The sequence below is a fragment of the Pseudomonas sp. NFXW11 genome, from assembly GCF_049887815.1.
In the GTDB taxonomy this organism is placed as follows: domain Bacteria; phylum Pseudomonadota; class Gammaproteobacteria; order Pseudomonadales; family Pseudomonadaceae; genus Aquipseudomonas.
Genome location: NZ_JAGEKI010000022.1, coordinates 1 through 23147, shown reverse-complemented (window position 1 = coordinate 23147; position 23147 = coordinate 1). Strand labels below are relative to the sequence as shown.

The following is a 23147-nucleotide window of genomic DNA, read 5'->3' as shown; positions in this document are numbered from 1 at the left end:
TACCATGCCTACTATCCCTCTCGGTACTATCCCGATGGAACATGGCCTGGCAGTTGCCGGCATCCTGTTCTGCCTCGGTCTGGTCGGCCTGATGGTCCGCCGTAACATCCTCTTCGTATTGATGAGCCTGGAAGTGATGATGAACGCCTCGGCACTGGCCTTCATCGTTGCGGGCGCCCGTTGGGCGCAGCCGGATGGACAAGTGATGTTCATCCTGGTGATCAGCCTGGCAGCCGCCGAGGCCAGCATTGGCCTGGCGATCCTGCTGCAGCTGTACCGCCGCTTCCACACTCTCGATATCGATGCAGCCAGTGAGATGCGCGGATGAACCTTATCTTCCTGACTTTCGTCTTCCCCCTGATCGGTTTCCTGTTGCTGTCGTTCTCCCGTGGACGCCTCTCGGAAAACCTCGCGGCCCTGATCGGCGTCGGCTCCATTGGCCTGTCGGCCATCGTCGCTGCCTACGTGATCTGGCAATTCAACGTTGCACCGCCTGAAGGCGGCCACTACACCCTGGTGTTGTGGCAGTGGATGGCGGTCGAGGGCTTCACCCCCAACTTCGCCCTGTACATCGACGGCCTGTCGATCACCATGCTCGGCGTTGTGGTGGGGGTCGGCTTCCTGATCCACCTGTTCGCTTCCTGGTACATGCGCGGTGAAGACGGCTACTCGCGGTTCTTCGCCTACACCAACCTGTTTATCGCCAGCATGCTGTTCCTGGTGCTGGGCGATAACCTGTTGTTCCTGTACTTCGGCTGGGAAGGCGTGGGCCTGTGCTCCTACCTGTTGATCGGTTTCTACTACAGCAACCGCAACAACGGTAACGCCGCACTCAAGGCCTTTATCGTCACCCGGATCGGCGACGTGTTCATGGCCATCGGCCTGTTCATCCTGTTCCAACAGGTGGGCACGCTGAACGTCCAGGAACTGCTGGTGCTGGCACCGCAGAAATTCCAGGCCGGCGACTTCTGGATCACCCTGGCGACCCTGATGCTGCTGGGTGGCGCCGTGGGTAAATCCGCGCAACTGCCACTGCAAACCTGGCTGGCGGACGCGATGGCTGGCCCGACCCCGGTTTCGGCACTAATCCACGCCGCAACCATGGTCACCGCCGGTGTCTACCTGATCGCCCGTACCCACGGCCTGTTCACCCTGGCGCCGGAAGTCCTGCACCTGGTGGGCCTGGTGGGCGGCGTGACCTTGGTCCTGGCCGGCTTTGCCGCCCTGGTACAGACCGACATCAAGCGCATCCTCGCCTACTCCACCATGAGCCAGATCGGCTACATGTTCATGGCCTTGGGCGTTGGCGCCTGGGACGGCGCGATCTTCCACCTGATGACCCACGCCTTCTTCAAGGCCCTGCTGTTCCTTGCCTCCGGTGCGGTGATCGTTGCCTGCCACCACGAGCAGAACATCTTCAAGATGGGCGGTCTGTGGAAGAAACTGCCATTGGCCTACGCCAGCTTCATCGTCGGTGGTGCGGCCCTGGCGGCCCTGCCTCTGGTGACCGCGGGCTTCTACTCCAAGGACGAGATCCTCTGGGAAGCCTTCGCCAGCGGCAACCACGGCCTGCTGTACGCCGGCCTGGTGGGTGCGTTCATGACCTCGCTGTACACCTTCCGCCTGATCTTCATCACCTTCCACGGTGAAGCCAAGACCGAAGCCCACGCCGGCCACGGCATCTCCCACTGGCTGCCGCTGGTGGTGCTGATCGTGCTCTCCACCGGCATCGGCGCGCTGATCACTCCGCCCCTGCATGGCGTGCTGCCGCTGAGCGCCGGGCATGCCGGTGGCGAAGCCAAGCACAGCCTGGAAATCGCCTCGGGCGCCATTGCCCTGGCCGGTATCCTGCTGGCCGCCCTGTTGTTCCTTGGCAAGCGTCGCGCAGTGACCGCCATCGCCAACAGCGGCATCGGGCGTCTGCTCTCGGCCTGGTGGTTCGCCGCCTGGGGCTTCGACTGGATCTACGACAAACTGTTCGTCAAGCCATACCTGGCCATCAGCCATGTACTGCGCAAGGACCCGCTCGATCAGACCATAGGTTTGATCCCGCGTATGGCCAAGGGGGGCCACAACTCCCTGAGCCGTACCGAGACCGGTCAACTGCGTTGGTACGCCGCCTCGATGGCAGCCGGTGCCGTGCTGGTTGTCGGCGCCATTGTGCTGGTAGCGGTCTGATATGAACCTTGCGAACTTGCGAAAGGAATTGAGCCCGTCATGATTCTGCCTTGGCTAATCCTGATCCCCTTTATCGGCGGCCTGCTGTGCTGGATGGCTGAGCGCTTCGGCGCCACCCTCCCGCGCTGGATTGCGCTGTTGACCATGACTCTGGAACTCGCCCTCGGCCTCTGGCTGTGGGCCCAGGGTAACTACTCATTTGCTCCGGCGCCTGGCGCCGATCCGACTTGGGCTCTTGAGTTCAAGCATGTCTGGATCGAGCGTTTTGGCATCAACGTGCACCTGGCCCTCGATGGCCTGTCGCTGTTGATGATCCTGCTCACCGGCCTGCTGGGTATTCTCTCGGTACTCTGCTCCTGGAAAGAGATCCAGCGTCACGTGGGCTTCTTCCACCTGAACCTGATGTGGATCCTGGGCGGTGTGGTCGGCGTGTTCCTCGCCCTCGACCTGTTCATGTTCTTCTTCTTCTGGGAAATGATGCTGGTGCCGATGTACTTCCTCATCGCGCTCTGGGGTCACAGCTCGGCAGACGGCAAGAAAACCCGGATCTATGCGGCCACCAAGTTCTTCATCTTCACTCAGGCTTCCGGCCTGATCATGCTGGTGGCGATCCTTGGCCTGGTGCTGGTGAACTTCAACAACACTGGGGTGATCACCTTCGATTACGCCCAGTTGCTGAAGACCAAGATGTCCACCACCGTGGAATACATCCTGATGCTGGGCTTCTTCATCGCCTTCGCGGTGAAGCTGCCGGTGGTGCCGTTCCACTCCTGGCTGCCTGACGCTCACGCCCAGGCACCGACTGCCGGTTCCGTGGACCTGGCCGGTATCCTGCTGAAGACTGCGGCCTACGGCCTGCTGCGTTTCGCCCTGCCACTGTTCCCCAACGCTTCGGCAGAGTTCGCACCCATCGCCATGACCCTGGGTCTGGTGGGGATCTTCTACGGTGCCTTCCTGGCATTCGCGCAGACCGACATCAAGCGCCTGATCGCCTTCTCCAGCGTGTCCCACATGGGCTTCGTGCTGATCGGCATCTACTCCGGCAGCCAGCTGGCCCTGCAGGGCGCAGTGATCCAGATGCTGGCCCACGGTGTTTCGGCAGCCGCACTGTTTATCCTCAGCGGCCAGTTGTACGAGCGCACCCATACCCGCGACATGCGTGAAATGGGCGGCCTGTGGTCGAAGATCGCCTACCTGCCGGCCATCAGCCTGTTCTTCGCAGCCGCCTCCCTGGGCCTGCCGGGCACCGGCAACTTCGTCGGCGAGTTCCTGATCCTGATCGGCACCTTCGCCAGCGCGCCTTGGACCATCGCCATCGCGACGTCCGGCCTGGTGTTCGGCTCGGTCTACTCGCTGATCATGATCCACCGTGCCTATTTCGGTCCGTCCAAGTCGGATGCCGTGCTGCACGGCATGGACGCTCGCGAACTGATCATGGTGCTGGGACTGGCGGTGCTGCTGATCTACATCGGCGTGTACCCGCAACCGTTCCTCGATACCTCTGCCGCCACCATGCATGGCGTGCAGCAATGGCTCAGCACCGCCTTCACTCAACTCGCTTCGGCCCGGTAAGAGCGCTATGGACTTTACGATTCAACACTTTATCGCCCTGGCGCCGCTGTTGATCACCAGCGCCACCCTTGTGGTGGTGATGTTGGCGATCGCCTGGCGGCGCAACCACTCCCAGACCTTCCTGCTGTCGGTGGCGGGTCTGAACCTGGCGTTGCTGTCGATCTTCCCGGTGCTGAAAGTGGCACCCCTGGCGGTCACCCCGCTGCTGCAGATCGACCAGTTCGCCTGCCTCTACATGGCCCTGATCCTGGTGGCCACCCTGGCCTGCGTCACCCTGGCCCACGCCTACCTGGGCGATGGTGGCAGCGGTTACCCGGGCAACCGTGAAGAGCTGTACCTGCTGATTCTGCTGGCCGCCGCCGGTGGCCTGGTGCTGGTCAGCGCGCAGAACCTGGCCGGCCTGTTCATCGGCCTGGAACTGCTCTCGGTACCGGTCTACGGCCTGGTGGCCTATGCCTTCTTCAACAAGCGCTCGCTGGAAGCCGGCATCAAGTACATGGTGCTGTCGGCTGCCGGTTCCGGCTTCCTGTTGTTCGGCATGGCCCTGCTCTACGCCGAAGCCGGCAGCCTGAGCTTCAGCGGCATCGGCCAGGCCCTGGCGGCCACCGGCCTGCCAAGCCCGCTGGCCCAGCTGGGCCTGGGCATGATGCTGATCGGTCTGGCGTTCAAGCTGTCCCTGGTGCCTTTCCACCTGTGGACCCCGGACGTCTACGAAGGGGCCCCGGCGCCGGTGGCGGCCTTCTTGGCCACCGCCAGCAAGGTGGCGGTGTTCGCGGTGCTGGTGCGTCTGTTCCAGCTGTCGCCCGTGGCCAGCAGCGGCGTGCTGAGCAACGTGCTGACGGTGATCGCCATTGCCTCGATCCTGGTGGGCAACCTGTTGGCGCTGACCCAGAGCAACCTCAAGCGCCTGCTGGGTTACTCCTCCATCGCCCACTTCGGCTACCTGCTGATCGCCCTGGTGGCGAGCAAGGGTCTGGCCATGGAAGCCATCGGCGTGTACCTGGTCACCTACGTGATCACCAGCCTCGGCGCCTTCGGCGTGATCACTCTGATGTCCTCGCCGTACAAGGGCCGTGACGCCGACGCGCTGTACGAGTACCGCGGCCTGTTCTGGCGCCGTCCGTACCTGACCGCCGTACTCACCGTGATGATGCTGTCCCTGGCCGGTATCCCGCTGACCGCGGGCTTTATCGGCAAGTTCTACATCATCGCCACCGGTGTCGAAGCCCACCAATGGTGGCTGGTCGGTTCCCTGGTAATGGGCAGCGCCATCGGCGTCTTCTACTACCTGCGCGTGATGGTCACCCTTTACCTGATCGAGCCGAACCTGCGTCGCGTCGATGCCCAGCTGCACTGGGAACAGAAAGCCGGTGGCGTGATGCTGCTGGCTATCGCGGTGCTGGCGTTCTTCCTCGGCGTCTACCCACAGCCGCTGCTGAACCTGGTTCAGCACTCCGGCCTGGCGGGCTGATCACCCAAGCGTCAAGCGCAACACACAGAACGGCACCCTCGGGTGCCGTTTTGCATTTCTGCCCCCGCCCTCCCCTCTTCCCCGGCACAACTCGGAATCGCCCTTCTTCACCCATCGACCCAGTCTGACATCCAGCCCACGGCCGCACGGATAAACTCGAAGCAGATCAAACGCCATGCCCAACGGCACTTGACCAAAGGCCTGGCATCCACCAGCCTATACGTAGGAAGCGTATGAAATGAATGCTCTGTTTATCGAGTTACCGGCATTTCAACGACACCGAAAGGACTTCCTTGACGATGAGTTGTTCTGCGAACTGCAGATCGAATTGCTGCGCCACCCCCATGCGGGTGACCTGATCCAGGGCACCGGCGGCTTGCGCAAGATGCGCTTTGTCGATGACCGACGCCACAAGGGCAAGCGCGGTGGGCTGCGGGTGATTTACTACTGGTGGTCCGGGGCTGCGCAGTTCTGGCTCTTCACCCTGTTCGACAAGGACCAGATGGACGACCTGCAGCCGCAGCAGCGACAACGACTCAAACAACTGCTGGAGTATGAAATCGAGGCCAGAAAAGCTTATGAAACGTGACGTCTTTTCCGAACTGGTCGAGGGCCTCGAGGCCCTGACCCAGGAACGCCAGGGCAAGATCACCCTGCGCAGCCACAAGGTGAAACTGGCGAAGCTGCCCCCCATCACCGCCGCCGAGGTGATGAGCATCCGTCAGCACCTCAATCTCTCGCGCTCGGTGTTCGCCATGTACCTGCGCACCAACACCCGCACCCTGGAAAACTGGGAACAGGGCCGTGCCACCCCCAATGCCCAGGCCACCACCCTGATGCGCCTGGTGCAGCGCTACCCCGATACCGTGGAGCGCCTGGCTTCGCTGGCCTGATCGCCCTGAGGTTTTCAGCAGGCAACAAAAAACCCGCACCAGGCGGGTTTTTTGTTGGCTCAATGCCGGCTCAATCAGCCAGGCGCCAGGTGGTGCCGCCCTTGCCGTCTTCCAGGATCACGCCCATGGCAGTGATCTGGTCGCGGATACGGTCGGACTCGGCCCAGTCCTTGTTGGCCCGAGCAGCCAGACGCGCCTGGATCAGCGCCTCGACCTCTGCCGCATCGACCCGACCTTCAGCACCGGCCTGCAGGAAGTCGTCGGCCTCCAGCTGCAGTACGCCCAGCACGCTGGCCAGCTCTTTCAAACGAGCGGCCAGACCGGCCGCCGCATCGATATCGCTGTCGCGCAGGCGGTTGATCTCACGCACCATCTCGAACAGCACGGCGCAGGCTTCCGGCGTACCGAAGTCGTCGTTCATCACCTCGGTGAAACGCTCGACAAAGGCTTCGCCACCGGCCGGAGCCACTTGCGGCAGGCCCTTGAGGGCATGGTAGAAACGCTCCAGGGCGCCCTTGGCGTCCTTGAGGTTGTCTTCCGAGTAGTTGATCGCGCTGCGGTAATGGCTGGCCACCAGCAGGTAACGCACCACTTCCGGATGGTACTTGGCGAGCACGTCGCGAATGGTGAAGAAGTTGTTCAAGGACTTGGACATCTTCTCGCCATTGATGCGGATCATCCCGCAATGCATCCAGGCGTTGGCGTAGGTCTTGCCGGTGGCGGCCTCGCTCTGGGCGATCTCGTTCTCGTGGTGCGGGAACTCCAGGTCGCTGCCGCCGCCGTGGATGTCGAAGGTCTCGCCCAGGCAGCAGGTGGACATCACCGAGCACTCGATATGCCAGCCCGGACGACCCTCGCCCCACGGCGATGGCCAGCTGGGCTCGCCCGGCTTGGTGCCTTTCCACAGGACGAAGTCCAGCGGGTCCTGCTTGGATTCGTCGACCTCGATCCGTGCACCGATGCGCAGGTCTTCGATCTTCTTGCGCGACAGCTTGCCGTAGCCCATGAACTTGGCCACGCGGTAGTACACGTCACCATTGCCCGGGGCGTAGGCGTAACCCTTGTCGATCAGGGTCTGGATCATGTTCAGCATGCCCGGAATATGATCCGTGGCCCGCGGTTCCATATCCGGCTTGAGGATATTGAGGCGTGCCTCGTCCTCGTGCATCGCGGTGATCATTTCCTCGGTCAACTTCTCGAAGGGGATGCCCCGCTCGTTGGCCCGATTGATGATCTTGTCTTCGATGTCGGTGATGTTGCGCACATAGGTCAGGTCGTAGCCGCTGAAGCGCAGCCAGCGGGTCACCAGGTCGAAGGCCACCATGCTGCGGCCATGGCCGATGTGGCAGTAGTCGTACACGGTCATGCCGCACACGTACATGCGCACCTTGTTGCCATCCAGCGGCTTGAAGACTTCTTTGCTCTTGGTGAGCGTGTTGTAGATCTTTAGCACGTTAGTTCCTTGACTGAATCACTGACCCCAGGAGTCGCGCAGGGTCACGGTACGGTTGAATACCGGGGCACCTGGTTTCGAGTCCTTGATATCCGCGCAGAAGTAGCCTTCGCGCTCGAACTGGAAACGGTCCTCCGGCTGTGCGTTGCCCAGCGAGGGTTCGGCACGACAACCAGTGAGCACTTGCAGGGAGTCAGGGTTGATGTTGTCCAGGAAGCTGGCGCTGTCCTCGGCCTTTTCCGGGTTCGGCGAACGGAACAGGCGATCGTACAGACGCACTTCGCACTCGACGCTGGCGGCGGCCGGCACCCAGTGGATCACGCCCTTGACCTTGCGGCCTTCGGGGTTCTTGCCCAGGGTGTCCGGATCGTAGGAGCAGCGCAGCTCGACGATATTGCCGTCAGCGTCCTTGATCGCCTCGTCGGCGCGGATCACGTAGCTGCCACGCAGGCGCACTTCACCGGCCGGTTCCAGGCGCTTGTAGCCTTTTGGCGGCTCTTCCATGAAGTCGTCACGGTCGATGTAGATCTCACGGGCGAAGGGCAGTACGCGCACGCCCATGTCTTCCTTGGGGTGGCACGGCAGTTCGAGGTTCTCGACCTGGCCTTCCGGGTAGTTGGTGATCACCACCTTCAACGGACGCAGCACGCACATGGCGCGCGGGGCGCTGTGGTCCAGATCGTCACGGATGCTGAATTCCAGCATGCCGAAGTCCACCACGCCGTCGGAACGGTTGGTGCCGATCATTTCGCAGAAGTTGCGGATGGATTTCGGCGTGTAGCCGCGACGACGGAAGCCCGACAGGGTCGACATGCGCGGGTCGTCCCAGCCATTCACGTGCTGTTCATCCACCAATTGCTTGAGCTTGCGCTTGCTGGTGATGGTGTAGTTCAGGTTCAGGCGGCTGAACTCGTACTGGCGCGGGTTGGCCGGTACCGGCAGGTGCTCGAGGAACCATTCGTACAGCGGACGGTGGCTTTCGAACTCCAGGGTGCAGATCGAATGGGTGATGCCTTCGATGGCATCCGACTGACCGTGGGTGAAGTCGTAGTTGGGGTAGATGCACCAGGTGTCGCCGGTCTGGTGGTGATGGGCGTGGCGGATGCGGTACATGATCGGGTCGCGCAGGTTCATGTTCGGCGAGGCCATGTCGATCTTGGCCCGCAGTACCCGTGCGCCATCCGGGAACTCGCCGGCACGCATGCGGGCGAACCAGTCCAGGTTCTCTTCTACCGAACGCTCGCGGAACGGGCTGTTCTTGCCCGGCTCGGTGAGGCTGCCGCGGTATTCCTTGGCTTGTTCAGGGGTCAGGTCGCAGACATAGGCCTTGCCCGCCTTGATCAGCTCCACGGCCCAGTCGTGCAGCTGGTCGAAGTACTGCGAGGCATAGCGCACTTCACCGGACCACTCGAAGCCCAGCCACTTGACGTCGCGCTCGATGGCGTCGATGTATTCCTGGTCTTCCTTGGCCGGGTTGGTGTCGTCGAAACGCAGGTGGGTGACGCCGCCGAATTCCTGGGCCAGACCGAAGTTCACGCAGATCGACTTGGCGTGACCGATGTGCAGGTAGCCGTTGGGCTCCGGCGGGAAACGGGTCACGATCTGTGTGTGCTTACCCGAGTCCAGGTCCGCCTGGATGATCGGGCGCAGGAAGTTGACCGGCACGGCCGGTCCAGTCTTGGAATTCGAGGTAGGGTCGACAGTGGGCTTGCTCATAGGATCCTTGAACGTACAAGTGTGCGGCCGGGTGCGGCCTGGCAAATCAAAACGGATATCATAGCCGATGCTGCCAAGTGCCTGACAGAGCGCAGCTTTAAAACTGCGGCTATTAATGCCGGCCACGTTAAAAAACAGCCTCGAAATTCGCAGCTGTCACGCTAAACTGCGCTCCTTGGCTGCACAATGGCCAAATCGGTTCGGGTTGCATGCGTGCCCCAGACCCCGGATTTTCTTGAAAACGCTTTTCCTTATAAAGAGTACCGACCATGACCCAAGTCAAACTGACCACCAACCACGGCGAGATCGTGCTGGAACTGAACGCCGAGAAAGCCCCGTTGACCGTGGCCAACTTCGTCGAATACGTGAAAGCCGGTCACTATGAAAACACCGTATTTCACCGCGTCATCGGTAACTTCATGATCCAGGGCGGCGGCTTCGAACCTGGCATGAAAGAAAAGAAAGACAAGCGTCCAAGCATCCAGAACGAAGCGGACAACGGCCTTTCCAACGACAAGTACACCGTCGCCATGGCCCGTACCATGGAGCCGCATTCGGCCTCCGCGCAGTTCTTCATCAACGTCACCGACAACAGCTTCCTCAACCACAGCGGCAAGACCGTGCAGGGCTGGGGCTACGCGGTATTCGGCAAAGTGATCGCCGGCACCGAAGTGGTCGACAAGATCAAGGGCGTGGCCACCACCATGAAATCCGGCCACCAGGATGTACCGGCAGAAGACGTGATCATCGAGAAAGCCGAGATCATTGAGTGATACTGCTGATTTCAGATCTGCATCTGGAAGAGGAACGCCCGGACATCACCCGGGCGTTTCTGGATTTGCTCGGTGGGCGCGCCCGCGCCGCCGAGGCGCTGTACATCCTCGGGGACTTCTTCGAGGTATGGATCGGCGACGATGCCATGACCCCCTACCAGCTTTCCATTTGCCAGGCACTGCGCGAGCTCAGCGACAGCGGTACGCAGATCTTCCTGATGCATGGCAATCGCGACTTCATGCTCGGCCAGGCCTTCTGCAAGGCGGCGGGCGCCACCCTGCTCAAGGACCCCAGCGTCATCGACTGCTATGGCGAACCGGTGCTGCTGATGCATGGCGACAGCCTGTGCACCCGTGACGAAGCCTACATGCGCATGCGCCGTTACCTGCGTAACCCGCTGAGCCTGTGGATTCTGCGCCACCTGCCCCTGGGCACGCGGCGCAAACTGGCGCGCAAGTTGCGCAACGAAAGCCGCGCCCAGACCCGGATGAAGGCCAACGACATTGTCGACGTGACCCCCGACGAGGTGCCACGGGTGATGCAACAGCATCAGGTGCAGACCCTGGTGCACGGCCATACCCACCGCCCGGCGATTCACAAGTTGCAGATTGGCGAGCAAGCCGCCAAGCGCATCGTGCTGGGGGACTGGGATCGCCAGGGCTGGGCGTTGCAGGTGGACGAACAGGGCTTCCAGCTGGCGGCGTTCGATTTCCTGCCGACCCAGCTGGCACTGCCCAGCCAGTAGCCCCTTGTGGCGAGGGAGCTTGCTCCCGCTCGGGGCGCAGCCCCGTAGAACCTGCCGGCGCGGTGTATCAGACACAACGCGCCGACAGGCTTGAGGGCCGCTGCGCAGCCCAGCGGCAGCAAGCTCCCTCGCCACCCAGGTGCATCAATGCCCCGCAGAAGCCGGACCGGCCTTGGCAGTAAACGGCGGCTTGGCCAGCCACACCAGCACGATCAGCCCCATGAAGCCCCAGCCCAGCAAGGTGAAGTAGTCCACCGTCGACAGCATGTAGGCCTGGCTGGTGAGCACCTGGTCCAGCTGTGCATAGGCCTTGGTGCTGGCTCCGCCGAGATTGCTCAGGGCATCCCGGGTCACCGAATCGTAAGCGCTGATGCTCTCGCTCATGTAGGCATGGTGCTGATCGGCCCGGCGAATCCAGATCCAGGTGGTCAGGGACGCGGCAAAGCTGCCGCCCAGGGTCCGCAGGAAGGTCGCCAGGCCGGCGCCGTCGGCGATCTCGTGGGGCGGCAGGTCGGACATCAGGATGCTCAGGGTCGGCATGAAGAACAGCGCCACGCCAATGCCCATGAACAGCTGCACCAGGGCGATATGCTGGAAGTCCACTTCATTGGTGAAACCCGCGCGCATAAAGCAGCTCAGGCCGATGGCCAGGAACGCCAGGCCGGCCAGTACCCGCAGGTCGAACTTGTGCGCATGCTTGCCGACAAAAGGCGACATCACCACTGGCAGGATGCCGATCGGCGCCACTGCCAGGCCGGCCCAGGTGGCGGTGTAGCCCATCTGCGTCTGTAACCATTGCGGCAGGATCAGGTTGATGCCGAAGAACCCGGCATAGCCCCCCACCAGCACAATGGTGCCGATGCGGAAATTGCGGTGGGCGAACAGCCGCAGGTTGACCACCGGATGGCGGTCGGTCATTTCCCAGATCACGAACGCCGCCAGGGCGATCACCGAGATCAGCGTACCGATGATGATGAAATTGGATTCGAACCAGTCCAAGTCGTTGCCCTTGTCGAGGACGATCTGCAACGCACCGACGCCGATGATCAGGGTCAACAGGCCGATGTAGTCCATGGGCTGGCGGCTGGTGACGACCGGCCGCGCCTTGAGTTGCTGCTGCACCACCCAGGCGGCGAACAGGCCGATGGGCACATTGATAAAGAAGATCCACGGCCAGCTGTAGCTGTCGGTGATCCAGCCGCCGAGAATCGGCCCGGCAATCGGCGCCACCACCGTGACCATCGCCAATAGCGCCAGGGCCATGCCGCGTTTCGCCGGCGGGTAGACGGCAATCAGCAGGGTCTGGGTCATGGGGTACAGCGGACCGGCCACCACCCCCTGGAGCACCCGGAAGCCCACCAGCTCGGGCATGGAGGTGGCGATACCGCACAGGAACGAGGCCAGCACGAACAGCAGGGTGGCCCAGATAAACAGCTTCACTTCGCCGAAGCGCCGGCTCAGCCAGCCGGTCAGCGGCAAGGCAATGGCGTTGCTCACGGCGAACGAGGTAATGACCCAGGTGCCCTGCTCCGCGCTCACCCCGAGGTTGCCGGAAATGGTCGGCAAGGCCACGTTGGCGATGGTGGTGTCGAGCACCTGCATAAAGGTCGCCAGCGACAGGCCGATGGTGCTCAGCAGCAGGCTGGGGGGCGTGAAAGAGGCGTTATTGCTCATCGCGAATCCTTGGGAACAGGGCTGGCCCCGCGACCTCTAGCTGAGGCCACGGTGGGCGGATTGGCGAATCAGCGCTGGGCGGTCTTGCCGATGGCTGCGCTGTTGTCGTGGATCAGACGGGCGATCAAGGCATCGGCCTCGCCCAGCTGACGGTCGTAGACATTGGTGCTGAACGAGGCCTTCTGCGGCGGCTGCTGGGCCAGTACCGGGCCACTCTGGTCACGCAGGTTGACCTTGACCAGGGTCGACAGGCCGACCCGCAGCGGGTGCTTGGCCAACTCCTCGGCATTGATATGGATACGCACCGGCACCCGCTGCACGATCTTGATCCAGTTGCCGGTGGCGTTCTGCGCCGGTAGCAGGGCGAAGGCACTGCCGGTGCCGGCGCCCAGGCTGTCGATGGTGCCGCTGTACTTCACGTCGCTGCCGTAGATATCCGCCTCGATGTCCACCGGCTGGCCGATGCGCATGTCACGCAGCTGGGTTTCCTTGAAGTTGGCGTCGATCCACAGCTGGTCCAGGGGAATCACCGCCATCAGCGCGGTGCCCGGCTGGACCCGCTGGCCCAGTTGCACGGTGCGCTTGGCCACATAGCCGGTGACCGGCGCGATCAGGGTGCTGCGGGCATTGTTCAGGTAGGCCTGGCGCAATTGCGCGGCAGCGGACTGCACATCCGGGTGGTTGGAAACCACGGTGTCGTCCACCAGGGCATTGGTGGTATTGAGCTGCTGCTGGGCGTTGGCCAGGGCGTTCTGCGCCGAGGTCAGGTCATCCCGGGCATGGGACAGTTCTTCCTGGGAAATCGCCCCGCTGGCCGCCAGGTTCTTGCGGCGATTGAAGTTGTCCTGGGCTTTCTGCACTTCGGCCTTCTGCGCCGCCACCTGGGCGCGCATGCCGTCGACGTTGCTGTACAGGCCGCGCACCTGGCGCACGGTACGGGCCAGGCTGGCCTCGGCGCTTTGCAGGCCGACCTGGGCATCGTTGGGGTCGAAGTTGATCAGCACCTGGCCTTCGTGCACCAGGTCGCCGTCATCGGCGCCGATGCTGACCACCGTGCCGGTAACCAGCGGGGTGATTTCCACCACGTTGCCGTTCACATAGGCGTCGTCGGTGCTTTCATTCCAGCGCCCGTAGAGTTCGTGCCAGGCGAATACGCCCAGGCCGCCGAGGATGACGATGGCCGTCAGCCCCAGCAGCATGACTTTGCGCTTGCGCGAGTTGGCGGCGTCCGGGGTGTTTCCAGGGGTTTGAGTATCGGCAGTGGCCATGACAAATACCTCGAATTAGTTGCGCTGCGGGGCTGGGGTCGGGGCGGCGGAAGCCAGGTTCTGAGTGCTGAAACCGCCCCCCAGCGCCTGCATCAATTGAATCGACAGATCGATCTGCTGGGCATTCAGGGTGGCCAGCTGGCGCTGGGCCTGCAGCAGTTGCTGCTCGATGCTCAGTACATCCAGGTAGTTGCCGATGCCCGAACCGTAGCGCTGGACCACGGTGTTGTAGGAGTCCTGGGCAATATCAGTGGCGTGCTGCTGAGCGGCGATCTGCCGGCCGATATCCCGCAGTTGGGAGATGCTATCGCTGACATCGCCAAGGGCGCCCACCAGGATCTTGTTGTATTGCGCCACGACCAGGTCGTAGTCGGCATCCCGCGCATCCAGGTTGGCCCGCAGGCGGCCGCCATCGAAAATCGGCAGCGACACGGTGGGCGCAATGCTGAAGAAGCGGCTGGCGGAACCGAACATGGCATCCCCCAGCAACGACTCGGCGCCGGCGCTGGCGCTCAGGTTGAGGTTGGGATAGAAGCGGGTCTTGCTGGCGTCGATGCTCTTGCTCGCCGCCTCCACCCGCCAGCGTGCCGCCACCAGATCGGGGCGGCGGCCCAGCAGCTCGGCCGGCAACACCGAAGGCAGTGCCACGGCGCTGGCCTGCAAGACTTTCGGCCGGGTGATGTGGTCGGCCCGATCCGGGCCTTTGCCGAGCAATACCGCCAGGGCGATCCGGGCGCTCTGCAACTGTTTCTCGCTGTCGATCAAGCTGGCCTGGGCGCTGGCTTCCAGGCTTTCGGTCTGCTGGTACTGGTACTGGCTGTCGATCCCGGCGCTCAAGCGGCTCCGGCTCAGGTCGAGCATCTGCCGGGTGCGCTTGAGGTCTTCATCGGCCAGGTCGTGGACGATATGCGCCCGCCCCAGGTCGCTGTAGGCCCGGGCGACATCGGCGGCCAGGGTCAGGCTAGCGGCCTGGCGGTCGATTTCCGCAGCCCGGGCCTGGCCCAGCGCGGCTTCCCAGTTGGCCCGCTGGCCACCCCAGAGATCGAAGTTGTAATTGAAGCTGGCGCCCAGATTGCGCACCGTGGAATAGGCACCGCCACGGCCCTGGGGGTCTTGATCCCGAGCCAGGCGCGAACGGCTGATGCCGGCGCTGGCGTCCAGGGTCGGCATCCGCTCGGCATCCGCGGCATAGGCTGCAGCACTGGCCTGATGGGCCCGGGCGCTGGCGATCTGCATGTCCGGGCTGTCGCGCAGGGCTTCCTCGATCAGCCCATCGAGCTGGCTGTCCCCCAGGTTTTTCCACCAGTCGTGCTGCGGCCAGGCGGCCGGCGACAGGGTCACGCCATTCAAGGCCTGCCCGGCGCCGAGGCTTTTCGCCTCCAGGCTCACACCACTGGTATCCAGGCCGCTGTAGCTGGCACAGCCGGCCAGGCTCATGGCCAACAGCACCAGGCTGAGGCGCGTACGCAAGGTTCTACTGCTCATTTGTCACCTATCCGCAAAAGGGTGATCGGGTCACCGGCCGCCAGCAAGATTTTCTTGAGGATCTGTTCCAGGGTCTGCAGCTCTTCGGGCGTGATGGCGCCAGCCAGCTCGTTCATCGCATCGGCGCCGATATGTGGCAGCCGGTTGGCGAGCTTCTGCCCCTCCTCGGTGAGCACCAGTCGCACCTGGCGCCGGTCATGCTCCGAGCGCTGGCGAGCGAGAAAGTCCTTCTGTTCCAGGCGATCGAGCATGCGGGTCATCGAACCGCTGTCCAGGGACAGGTGGCGGCACAGTTCGGCCGGGGTATCGACGCCGAACTGGGCCATGATGATCAGCACCTTGAACTGCGCGGCGGTGATGCCGTGGGGTTCCATATGGGTGTCGATGATCCGGTCCTTGAGCAGGGCGGCGCGCCCCAGCAGCAGGCCGAGATGGCAATTGTGGAAATCGTCCGGTTGGAAATGTTGCATCTGGCCACCAATTAGCTGCCTAGGCAGGGAGTGTGTGACGAGATATTACTGCCTAGGCAGCCAATGTCAATGGAATAATTAGCTTGCTCTTTATTGGCATGATCAGCGGTAACGCCGCGACTCATCGGAGCGCGGCGGCGAGGGCTGTGCCAGGTGGCGGTAGAGAGAAAGCGCAGCCGCTGCCGCAGGTTGCGGCAGCGGCTAGCGGGCGCTAGAAGTCGCGCTTGTAGAAGATGTCCAGGGAGCTGGCAAAACCGCTGGCCGCCTCCAGATAGACTTTTTTGCTCAGTTTGTAGCGCAAGGCGATGGTGCTGGCCGGCTCGAATACCCCAACCCCATAGCGCAGGCTGAGCTTCTCGGAAATCGCCCCGCTGGCCACCACGCTGGTGTTGTTGCCGCTGCCTTGGGTGTCCAGCTGGAAGTCCTGGATGCCCAGGTTCTTGGCGATGCCGCCAGTGAGCTCCGAACTGCCCATCAACCCCAGGCCGAGCGCGGCCTGGGCCAGCATATTGTTGTCCTCGCTGCCGGAACTCAGCGGGCGCCCCAGCACCAGGTAGGACAAGGCCTGCTCCTGGCTCATGGCCGGTTCGGAAAAGATCTGCGTGGTGGGCTGCTCGGCGCTGCCGCTGAGGCGGATACCGGCGATCACATTGTCGGTCTGGCGCACTGCTTCGATATCCAGGTACGGCTGGTCGATGGGACCGGCAAACAGCAGCCGCGCGCGACGCACGCTCAGGCGCTGGCCGTAGGCGCGGTAACGCCCGTCGTTGAGCCACAGCTCGCCACGGGTGTCCATGTTGTCGCCGATATGCACATGGCCCTGGAGGTTGGCGGTCAGGCCGAAGCCGCTGAAGCCCAGTTTTTCGCGGCCGACGTCGACATCGATATCCATCGCCATGGCCATGGGTTTCTTGCCCTCGTCGGTCTGCTGGCCAACGATCACCGTGTCCTCGGACACCTTGACCGTCGACGGCGGCAGTTCGCGCACGGTGATCTGGCCCTTGGGGATCAGCACCTTGCCGGCAATCGCCAGCTTGTCGTCCTGCAGCGAGATCTTCAGGTCCGGTGCCACCTCCAGCGCCGCGTAGGGCTCGACGGTCACCGGCAGTTGCGTGCCCTTGAGGGCGAGGTCCACCCGCAGCGCCCGGCCCCAGGCAATAGTGCCGTTGAGACTGCCCTGCCCGGCCTTGCCGCTTTTCCAGCCGCCGTCCAGACGCACGCTCTCGCCCATGATCTGCGCGGTCAGTTGCAGGTCTTCAAGGCTGACGGGCAACTCGGAACCCGACACCTGCCCGCCACTGAGCTGCAAGTTGCCAGTGACCTGGGGCGCTAGCAGGCCACCGGACAGGCGACCGCTGCCATCCAGGTTGCCGGCGAGTTTCTCCACCATGGGCACAAAGGGTCGCACCACCGACAAATCCAGGCCACTGAGGCGGAACTCGCCGGACAGCGGCTTGTTCTTCGCCAGCGGATTGATCTGCGCCTGGAGCATCAACTGGCCCAGCTTGCCGCCATCGAACTGCAACTGATTGTCGATGCGTCGCGGGCTCAGGCGGCTGTCGAGCTTGAGCGTCTGATAGGGGAAATCCAGCCACTGCTCCTTGTCCTTGACCCGCAAGGTGCCACCGCTGGCGTCCAGCAGGATCTGGCCCTTGGGACCGCTGGCTGGCAAGTCCAGCTGGATGTCGGCATTGAGCAGGCCCTTCCAGGCGAAGTCCTTGGGCAGCCACTGGGCCAGGCTGTCGATGGGGAAGCGCTTGAGGTGATAGCGCAACTTGGGGTCGGGCATCAGCCGCTGGTCCTCGCCGCACAGGCTGGCGTCGCCACTGGCCCAGCAATGGGCACCGAAATTCAGCGTGCCATTGGCCAGGCGCTCCAGCTTGGCGGGGTTCTGCAGCTTCCAGTCCTGGCCGCCACTTTGGATTTCGCCGCTGGCCAGGCGCCCGCGCCAGTTGCCCTGGTCCAGGGTGCCGTCCACGCCCAGGGCCAGTTTCAACAAGGGGCCTTGCAGGTCCAGTTGCAGCTTCTGCTGCTTGATATCGCCCTGGCCGGCCAGGGTCAGGCTGCCCAGCTGGGTGTCGCCGACCTGGATACCGCTGCCCTTGAGGTCCAGCTGGGCCTTTTGCGCCCGATCCAGGTGAGCGTCCAGCTTGAGGTTTTGCAGGTGGTTATCGGCAAAGGCCAGTTGCTGCCCCGTCAGCTCGGCCTTGCCCTGTGGCGCGTTGAGGGTGCCCGCCAGATCGACCCGGCCATTGAGCTGCCCGCGCAGTTGCGGCCAGAGCTGGCCCAGGCGCGGCAGCTTGATCTCCAGCTGCGCGGCCAATTTCTCTTGCAGGCTGCCCTGGCCCTTGATGCTGTTGTCACCCAGGCGGATATCCAGGGCATTGAGTTGCCAGTGCTGCCCGGCGCCGTCGGCCTTGGCTTGCAGCACTGCCGGCTGCCCGCGCAGGCGGCCCTTGAGGTCGAGGTCGGCATTGAGCTTGAGCTGCTGGTCTTTCATTTCGCCCTGGCTGCGCAGCGGGCCGGCCAGGGTTCCGGGCAGCTCCGCCAGCCAGTAGGCCGGGTTGATGGCCGACAGTTCCAGGGCGGTATCCCAGGCGATACCCTCGGCGAACTTCAGGTTCAGGTGGCCTTCGGCCTTGCCCTGGCCGGCCGCCAGCTTGAACTGCGGCAGGAAGATCTGCGTCAGGTCACCGCTGAACGGGCTGCCCAGGCTGAAGGCACCGGCCGGGCCATCCAGCTGGCCCTGGAAGTTGCCCAGGTAATGACCATCGCGATACGCCACTTCGGCATTGAAGCTGCGCACCTGCACTGCCGGTTCGTCGATCAGCGGATACAGGCGATGCCAGGGAAAATCCAGCCAGGCGAGCTTGGCCTCGGCGGAGAACCCCTGGCTCCAGTCCAGTTGCCCGCTGAGCTTGAGCTGCTGTTTATCGTTGGCGCTCAGGTCCAGGGTGGCGATCTCGGCGCCCTGGGCATCGACCTTGCCTTGCAGCAACAGCGCCACGGGCCCCTGCTCCGCCGGCAGGCTGGCCTTGCCCACGAGTTGGTAGCCGCGCTTCAGGTCACCCTTGCCGGTGAGTTCCAACTGATTCAGTTGCAGGGTATCCGGCAGCTCGGCGCTGGCCTTGAAGCCATCGGCGCTGATGCGCACCTCTGCCGGCAGGTTCTCTGCCAAGGGCTGCAGTTCGCCGCTCAACTGCCCTTGCAGGTAGCCACTGCTGTCGGCGTGCAGCTTCAGGGTCTTGAGCAGGTCGCCCTCGACCTTCAGCGCCAGGGACCAGGGGCCACCGCCGGGAGCCGGCAAACCCAGGTTGCCCTGGGCCGTCAGCGGCCAGTCGCCGCTGGGTTGCAGCAGCCCGGAAAGGTCCAGGCTCAGGTCGTCGCGCTGCAGGTGCAGGGCGTCGATCTGCATGCCTTGGGCGGTCCAGTGCGCTGCCAGTTGCAAGCCCTTGAGCTGTTCGCTGCCATCGAGCAGCAGGCGTCCGACCTGCACCTGGCCCAGTTCGATGGCCAGTGGCAGTTTCAGTTCCGGCAGGCTGATGGGGCCCGAACTGGCCTCGGCTTCGCCACTGGGCGGGAACACCAGGCTGACCTGCTCGGCCTGCAACTGCTCGATGCACAGGGTCATGCGCAGCAGGCAGGCGGGTGACCAGGCGAACGTCACGGCATCGAGCTCGACCCGGTTGCCATCCTGCTGCCAGAGCAGCTGTTCGGCGCTCCATTGCCCGCCCAGGCGGCCGTTGAAATTTTCCAGGGTCAGGCCCGGTACCCGCCCCAGGGCCCAGCGACTGCCGGCCTGGGTGCCTAGAATGCTGGCCACAGCCAGAATGACCAGCAACACCAGCGCCAGAATCGCCAGCAGGGTTATCTGCAGCCCACGCTTCACAGCTCTGGCCCCATGGAGAAGTGCAAGCGGATACCTCCGTCATCATTCATTGCGTGGGCCAGGTCGACGCGGATCGGCCCCACCGGCGACACCCAGCGTACCCCCAGGCCGACCCCGGTCTTGAGGTTGGGCAACTCCAGTTTGTTGAAGGAATTGCCCTGGTCGATAAAGGTCGCGATCCGCCATTTCTCGGCGATGGAATATTGGTACTCGACGCTGCCGGCCACCATGTAGCGACCGCCGATGCGATCGCCTTCGGAGTTTTCCGGGGACAGGGTCTGATAGTCGTAGCCACGCACACTCTGGTCGCCACCGGCAAAGAAGCGCAGCGACGGCGGAATCGACTTGTAGCCATTGGTGGCGCTACCACCGAACTGCACCCGGCCAAGAAAGCGATGATTGTCCCAGACCGTGGTCAGGCCCTTGAGCAGCACCGTGCCGTACAGCAGGTTGGTGTCGGAACCGACGCCTTCCTTGGCCAGCTTGGTGTCGAACTGAATGCGATAGCCGTTGTGCGGGTCGATGCGGTTGTCGCTGCGCAGGTAGGAATAGGTAAGGCCGGGCATCAGCAGGTTACTCAGGCCCGAGTCATCCCCGAGGCGATATTCCTCACGCTGGTACTTCAGCGACAGCACCCGTTGCCAGCCGCTGGGCAGCTTGCTGTGCCACTCGGGGCCCAGCGTCAGCAACTTGCTCAAGGTGTCGGTGCCGGCGATTTCTTCATTCTGGTAACCGCCGGCAAAGCGCAGCTTGTCGGTCAGGGGCGGATCCAGGGGGATGTCGTACCACAGGCCGACGTTCTGCCGCGGTGCCGAGACTTCCGCCTCCCAGCCGTAACTGTGGCCTTGGGGGTTGACCCAATGCCGGGTCCAGTTGGCCTTGACCCGCGGGCCAACGTCGGTGGAATAGCCCAGGCCCAGGCCCATGGTCCGCGGCTTGCGGGTGTCGAGCTGGACCGCCACCGGAATCACTTCGTGCTCGGCGGCAGTCGGCGCCGCATCGACCCGCACGCCCTCGAAATAGCCGCTCGATTGCAGGGCCTGATTCAGTTCGGCGATCAGTTCGGAGTCGTAGGGCGTACCGTTCTTGAACGGCACCATGCGCCGCAGCAGGTCTTCGTCGAACAACGAGTCCCCGGTGAAGCTGACTTTGCCCAAGGCGTAGCGTGGGCCGCTGTCGTACACCAGTTCGATATCGGCAACGCCGGCCGCAGGGTCCACCGAGAGCCGCTGGCGAACAAAACGCCCGCTGAAGAAGCCGTAGCGCGAGGCCTGGTTCTGGATCAGGCGCTTGGCGTCTTCATAACGCCCATGGTTGAGCACCGCGCCAGGCTTGAGCTGCTCGCTGTCAGGGGTACGAAAGGATTTGAGAGAAGCCGCCGGACCTTCGACGCGGATGGTCACATCCCGCAGATGCACCGGCTCGCCAGGGTCGATGCGCAGCATCAGGCGCGGCTTGTCGCCTCCGCGAACTTCAGTTTCGATATGCGGCTGGTAATAACCCAGGGCCTGGGCGGCTTTCTTCGCCTGCTCCTCGGCGCCTCGGCTGAAGCGCAGCAAGGCTTGTTCATCGCGATCACCGAGATCGCCAATGTAACCCTCGACATTGGCTTTCAGCTCATCGTTGGCGGGCTTGACCCGCACTGCCAATTCGCTCTGCGCCAGCGCCGCACAGCTGGTGAACAACAGCAACAAGCCGCTGGTAAATCTTCCGGAAAACTTCATAGGCGCGGATGCTATCACGAGCTGGGAAGGCGATAGAGCGCTCAAGCTTAGGGAAAGTTCTATATCAGCCTGTTGCTCTTTGTAAGCGTTGCGGGCTCGGGTGAAAGAACACGTGTTCACGAACCGGGCCTACGGCAATCTCGCCGATGTCCTGATAACCCTGGCGCTTGTAGAACTGCAGGTAATGCGGATTGCCGGTATCGAGCACCACGCCCTGGGAGTTTTCATCCACAGCGCACCAGTTGTGCACCGCTTCCAGCAGTTGCTCGCCGAAATGCTGCCCCTGAAATTGCGGATGCACTGCCAACAACGGCAGCACATGCACGGCAGCGCTGGGCAGGCAGGCCTGCACCGATTCGTGGTATTCCAGATAGCGCCGAGTGCAGCGAAAACCGGTACGCAACACCATGCGCAGGCGCCAGGCCCAGCTTTCAGTAATGCCCAGGCGCCGTTGCGGCGGAGCGATCAGGGCGATGCCGATCAGGCGATCGTTGAGCAGCAGGCCGATGGCTGGCAGTTCCTGAAAGAAATGCTGTTTCACCAGTTCACGCACCGTGGCCCGCACGCGCTGCTCGTAACCTGGGCGTTCGGATTCGAAGATAAAAGCGAAGGTCGGCTCGTGGCGATAGGCCTGGTACAGCAGCGACCGCGCTTCGCGGGAATAGCCGCCGTCGAGCAGATGGATATCGGCAATGGCATTGGAGGTATCAGGCATGTCGGTCGTCTCCCCTGGGCTCGGCTACAAGCACCGCGCTCTTGTTATTACGAACCTGGCGCGGTGCTGATCGTTCCCGCGCCCAAGGACATTAGCAGTGCATGCAGGGCGCTGCCACGCTGGTCGACCCGGGCGTTGTCGGCTAGCATCGCTGTTTTGCCAGGACCGCCGACCATGAAGATCGTCTCGTTCAATATCAACGGGCTGCGCGCCCGCCCCCATCAGTTGGCGGCGCTGATCGACAAGCATCAGCCGGATGTGATCGGCCTGCAGGAAATCAAGGTGGCCGACGAGCAGTTCCCCCTGGCCGAAGTCCAGGCCCTGGGTTATCACGTGCACTACCACGGCCAGAAAGGCCATTACGGCGTCGCCCTGCTCTCGCGCCAGGCGCCGCTGGCCCTGCACAAGGGCTTCGAGGGCGATGAGGAAGATGCCCAGCGACGGTTTATCTGGGGCACCTTCGCCGATGCCAATGGCACCCCGGTGACCATCATGAACGGCTACTTCCCCCAAGGTGAAAGCCGTGACCACCCCACCAAGTTCCCGGCCAAGCAGCGCTTCTACAGTGATCTGCAGCAACTGCTGGAAAGCCGCTTCAGCAACGACCAGCCGCTGGTGGTGATGGGCGACGTGAACATTTCCCCGGAAGACTGCGACATCGGCATCGGCGCCGATAACGCCAAGCGCTGGCTGAAGACCGGCAAGTGCAGCTTCCTGCCGGAAGAGCGCGAATGGATGGCACGCCTGAAGAACTGGGGCCTGGTGGACAGCTTCCGCCACCTCAACCCCGAGGTGAACGACCGCTTCAGCTGGTTCGACTACCGCAGCCGCGGCTTCGAGGACGAGCCCAAGCGCGGCCTGCGCATCGACCTGATCATGGCCTCCCAGGGCCTGCTGCCACGGGTCAAGGCCGCGGGTGTCGACTATGAGCTGCGCGGCATGGAAAAACCTTCGGATCATGCACCGATCTGGCTCGAGCTGAGCTGATCGACATGTCTAGTCCTGAAATAGGTTTACACCTATACAGGTAGGCCAGTAGGCCTCAAAACGCCCGATGCACCGCATCGGGCGTTTTGTTTTTCAGGGCCATGTGAGGCCGCTCCGTGTTGTAGATTTGCAC

19 protein-coding genes are annotated in these 23147 nt (G+C 63.2%); 9 read left to right on the top strand and 10 right to left on the bottom strand.

All coding sequences use genetic code 11. The features are described from left to right. Nucleotides 1-4: 4 nt before the first annotated feature. From nuoK to J4P02_RS26545, 6 genes are all read left to right on the top strand, one after another. A complete protein-coding gene (nuoK, locus tag J4P02_RS26570) occupies nt 5-328 on the top strand; it encodes an NADH-quinone oxidoreductase subunit NuoK (RefSeq protein ID WP_016964784.1) in 324 nt (107 codons plus the stop codon). Continuing rightward, nucleotides 325-2178 carry an NADH-quinone oxidoreductase subunit L gene (gene nuoL, locus J4P02_RS26565; RefSeq protein WP_426195951.1) on the top strand — a complete coding sequence of 618 codons (1854 nt, stop codon included), beginning with the start codon at nt 325-327 and terminating at the stop codon, nt 2176-2178. The genes nuoK and nuoL overlap by 4 nt, the downstream gene beginning before the upstream one ends. Nucleotides 2179-2217: 39 nt before the next feature. Beyond that, nucleotides 2218-3750 carry an NADH-quinone oxidoreductase subunit M gene (gene nuoM / locus J4P02_RS26560; protein ID WP_426195949.1) on the top strand — a complete coding sequence of 511 codons (1533 nt, stop codon included), beginning with the start codon at nt 2218-2220 and terminating at the stop codon, nt 3748-3750. Nucleotides 3751-3757: 7 nt separating this feature from the next. Next, the gene (gene nuoN / locus J4P02_RS26555) at nt 3758-5221 is read left to right on the top strand and encodes an NADH-quinone oxidoreductase subunit NuoN (RefSeq protein WP_426195947.1); all 1464 of its coding nucleotides are present in this window, start codon (nt 3758-3760) and stop codon (nt 5219-5221) included. A 238-nt stretch (nt 5222-5459) separates the two neighbouring features. Further along, nucleotides 5460-5810 carry a toxin gene (locus tag J4P02_RS26550; protein WP_426195945.1) on the top strand — a complete coding sequence of 117 codons (351 nt, stop codon included), beginning with the start codon at nt 5460-5462 and terminating at the stop codon, nt 5808-5810. Continuing rightward, nucleotides 5800-6114 (top strand): helix-turn-helix domain-containing protein, encoded by a 315-nt coding sequence (locus tag J4P02_RS26545; protein ID WP_426195943.1) that lies wholly within the window; start codon nt 5800-5802, stop codon nt 6112-6114. Before J4P02_RS26550 ends, J4P02_RS26545 begins: the two co-directional genes overlap by 11 nt. A gap of 70 nt (nt 6115-6184) precedes the next feature. On the opposite strand, the gene cysS is transcribed toward J4P02_RS26545, so the two are convergent. Both cysS and J4P02_RS26535 read right to left on the bottom strand, forming a co-directional pair. Next, nucleotides 6185-7567: a cysteine--tRNA ligase gene (gene cysS / locus J4P02_RS26540; RefSeq protein WP_426195941.1), complete on the bottom strand. Its 1383-nt coding sequence runs from the start codon at nt 7565-7567 to the stop codon at nt 6185-6187. 18 nt (nt 7568-7585) lie between these two features. Then, nucleotides 7586-9283, bottom strand: coding sequence for a glutamine--tRNA ligase/YqeY domain fusion protein (locus tag J4P02_RS26535; RefSeq protein WP_426195939.1), 1698 nt, complete (start codon nt 9281-9283; stop codon nt 7586-7588). 269 nt (nt 9284-9552) lie between these two features. Here J4P02_RS26535 and J4P02_RS26530 point away from each other — a divergent pair, with 269 nt between their 5' ends. After that, the gene (locus J4P02_RS26530; RefSeq protein WP_426195937.1) at nt 9553-10056 is read left to right on the top strand and encodes a peptidylprolyl isomerase; all 504 of its coding nucleotides are present in this window, start codon (nt 9553-9555) and stop codon (nt 10054-10056) included. Continuing rightward, nucleotides 10053-10802 carry a UDP-2,3-diacylglucosamine diphosphatase gene (locus J4P02_RS26525; RefSeq protein WP_426195935.1) on the top strand — a complete coding sequence of 250 codons (750 nt, stop codon included), beginning with the start codon at nt 10053-10055 and terminating at the stop codon, nt 10800-10802. Before J4P02_RS26530 ends, J4P02_RS26525 begins: the two co-directional genes overlap by 4 nt. 144 nt (nt 10803-10946) lie before the next feature. Here J4P02_RS26525 and J4P02_RS26520 read toward each other — a convergent pair whose 3' ends face one another. From J4P02_RS26520 to J4P02_RS26490, 7 genes are all read right to left on the bottom strand, one after another. Next, a complete protein-coding gene (locus J4P02_RS26520; protein ID WP_426195933.1) occupies nt 10947-12476 on the bottom strand; it encodes a DHA2 family efflux MFS transporter permease subunit in 1530 nt (509 codons plus the stop codon). Between the two features lie 68 nt (nt 12477-12544). After that, the gene (locus J4P02_RS26515) at nt 12545-13744 is read right to left on the bottom strand and encodes an HlyD family efflux transporter periplasmic adaptor subunit (protein WP_426195931.1); all 1200 of its coding nucleotides are present in this window, start codon (nt 13742-13744) and stop codon (nt 12545-12547) included. 15 nt (nt 13745-13759) lie between these two features. Continuing rightward, nucleotides 13760-15229: an efflux transporter outer membrane subunit gene (locus tag J4P02_RS26510; RefSeq protein WP_426195929.1), complete on the bottom strand. Its 1470-nt coding sequence runs from the start codon at nt 15227-15229 to the stop codon at nt 13760-13762. Then, nucleotides 15226-15699 carry a MarR family winged helix-turn-helix transcriptional regulator gene (locus J4P02_RS26505; RefSeq protein ID WP_426195927.1) on the bottom strand — a complete coding sequence of 158 codons (474 nt, stop codon included), beginning with the start codon at nt 15697-15699 and terminating at the stop codon, nt 15226-15228. The genes J4P02_RS26510 and J4P02_RS26505 overlap by 4 nt, the downstream gene beginning before the upstream one ends. Nucleotides 15700-15910: 211 nt before the next feature. Then, nucleotides 15911-19588 (bottom strand): translocation/assembly module TamB domain-containing protein, encoded by a 3678-nt coding sequence (locus J4P02_RS26500; RefSeq protein ID WP_426195925.1) that lies wholly within the window; start codon nt 19586-19588, stop codon nt 15911-15913. Then, a complete protein-coding gene (locus J4P02_RS26495; RefSeq protein WP_426195923.1) occupies nt 19585-21312 on the bottom strand; it encodes an autotransporter assembly complex protein TamA in 1728 nt (575 codons plus the stop codon). The genes J4P02_RS26500 and J4P02_RS26495 overlap by 4 nt, the downstream gene beginning before the upstream one ends. Nucleotides 21313-21376: 64 nt before the next feature. Then, complete coding sequence (locus J4P02_RS26490) at nt 21377-22027, bottom strand: GNAT family N-acetyltransferase (protein WP_426195921.1); 651 nt, start codon at nt 22025-22027, stop codon at nt 21377-21379. Between the two features lie 174 nt (nt 22028-22201). Between J4P02_RS26490 and xthA the strand changes: the two genes are divergently transcribed. Continuing rightward, nucleotides 22202-23014, top strand: a complete 813-nt coding sequence (gene xthA / locus J4P02_RS26485) for an exodeoxyribonuclease III (RefSeq protein WP_426195919.1) — start codon at nt 22202-22204, stop codon at nt 23012-23014. A gap of 55 nt (nt 23015-23069) precedes the next feature. Here the strand turns inward: xthA and J4P02_RS26480 are convergent. Beyond that, nucleotides 23070-23147 (bottom strand): integrase core domain-containing protein (locus J4P02_RS26480; RefSeq protein WP_146146908.1); only part of this gene is annotated, 78 nt, incomplete at its 5' end.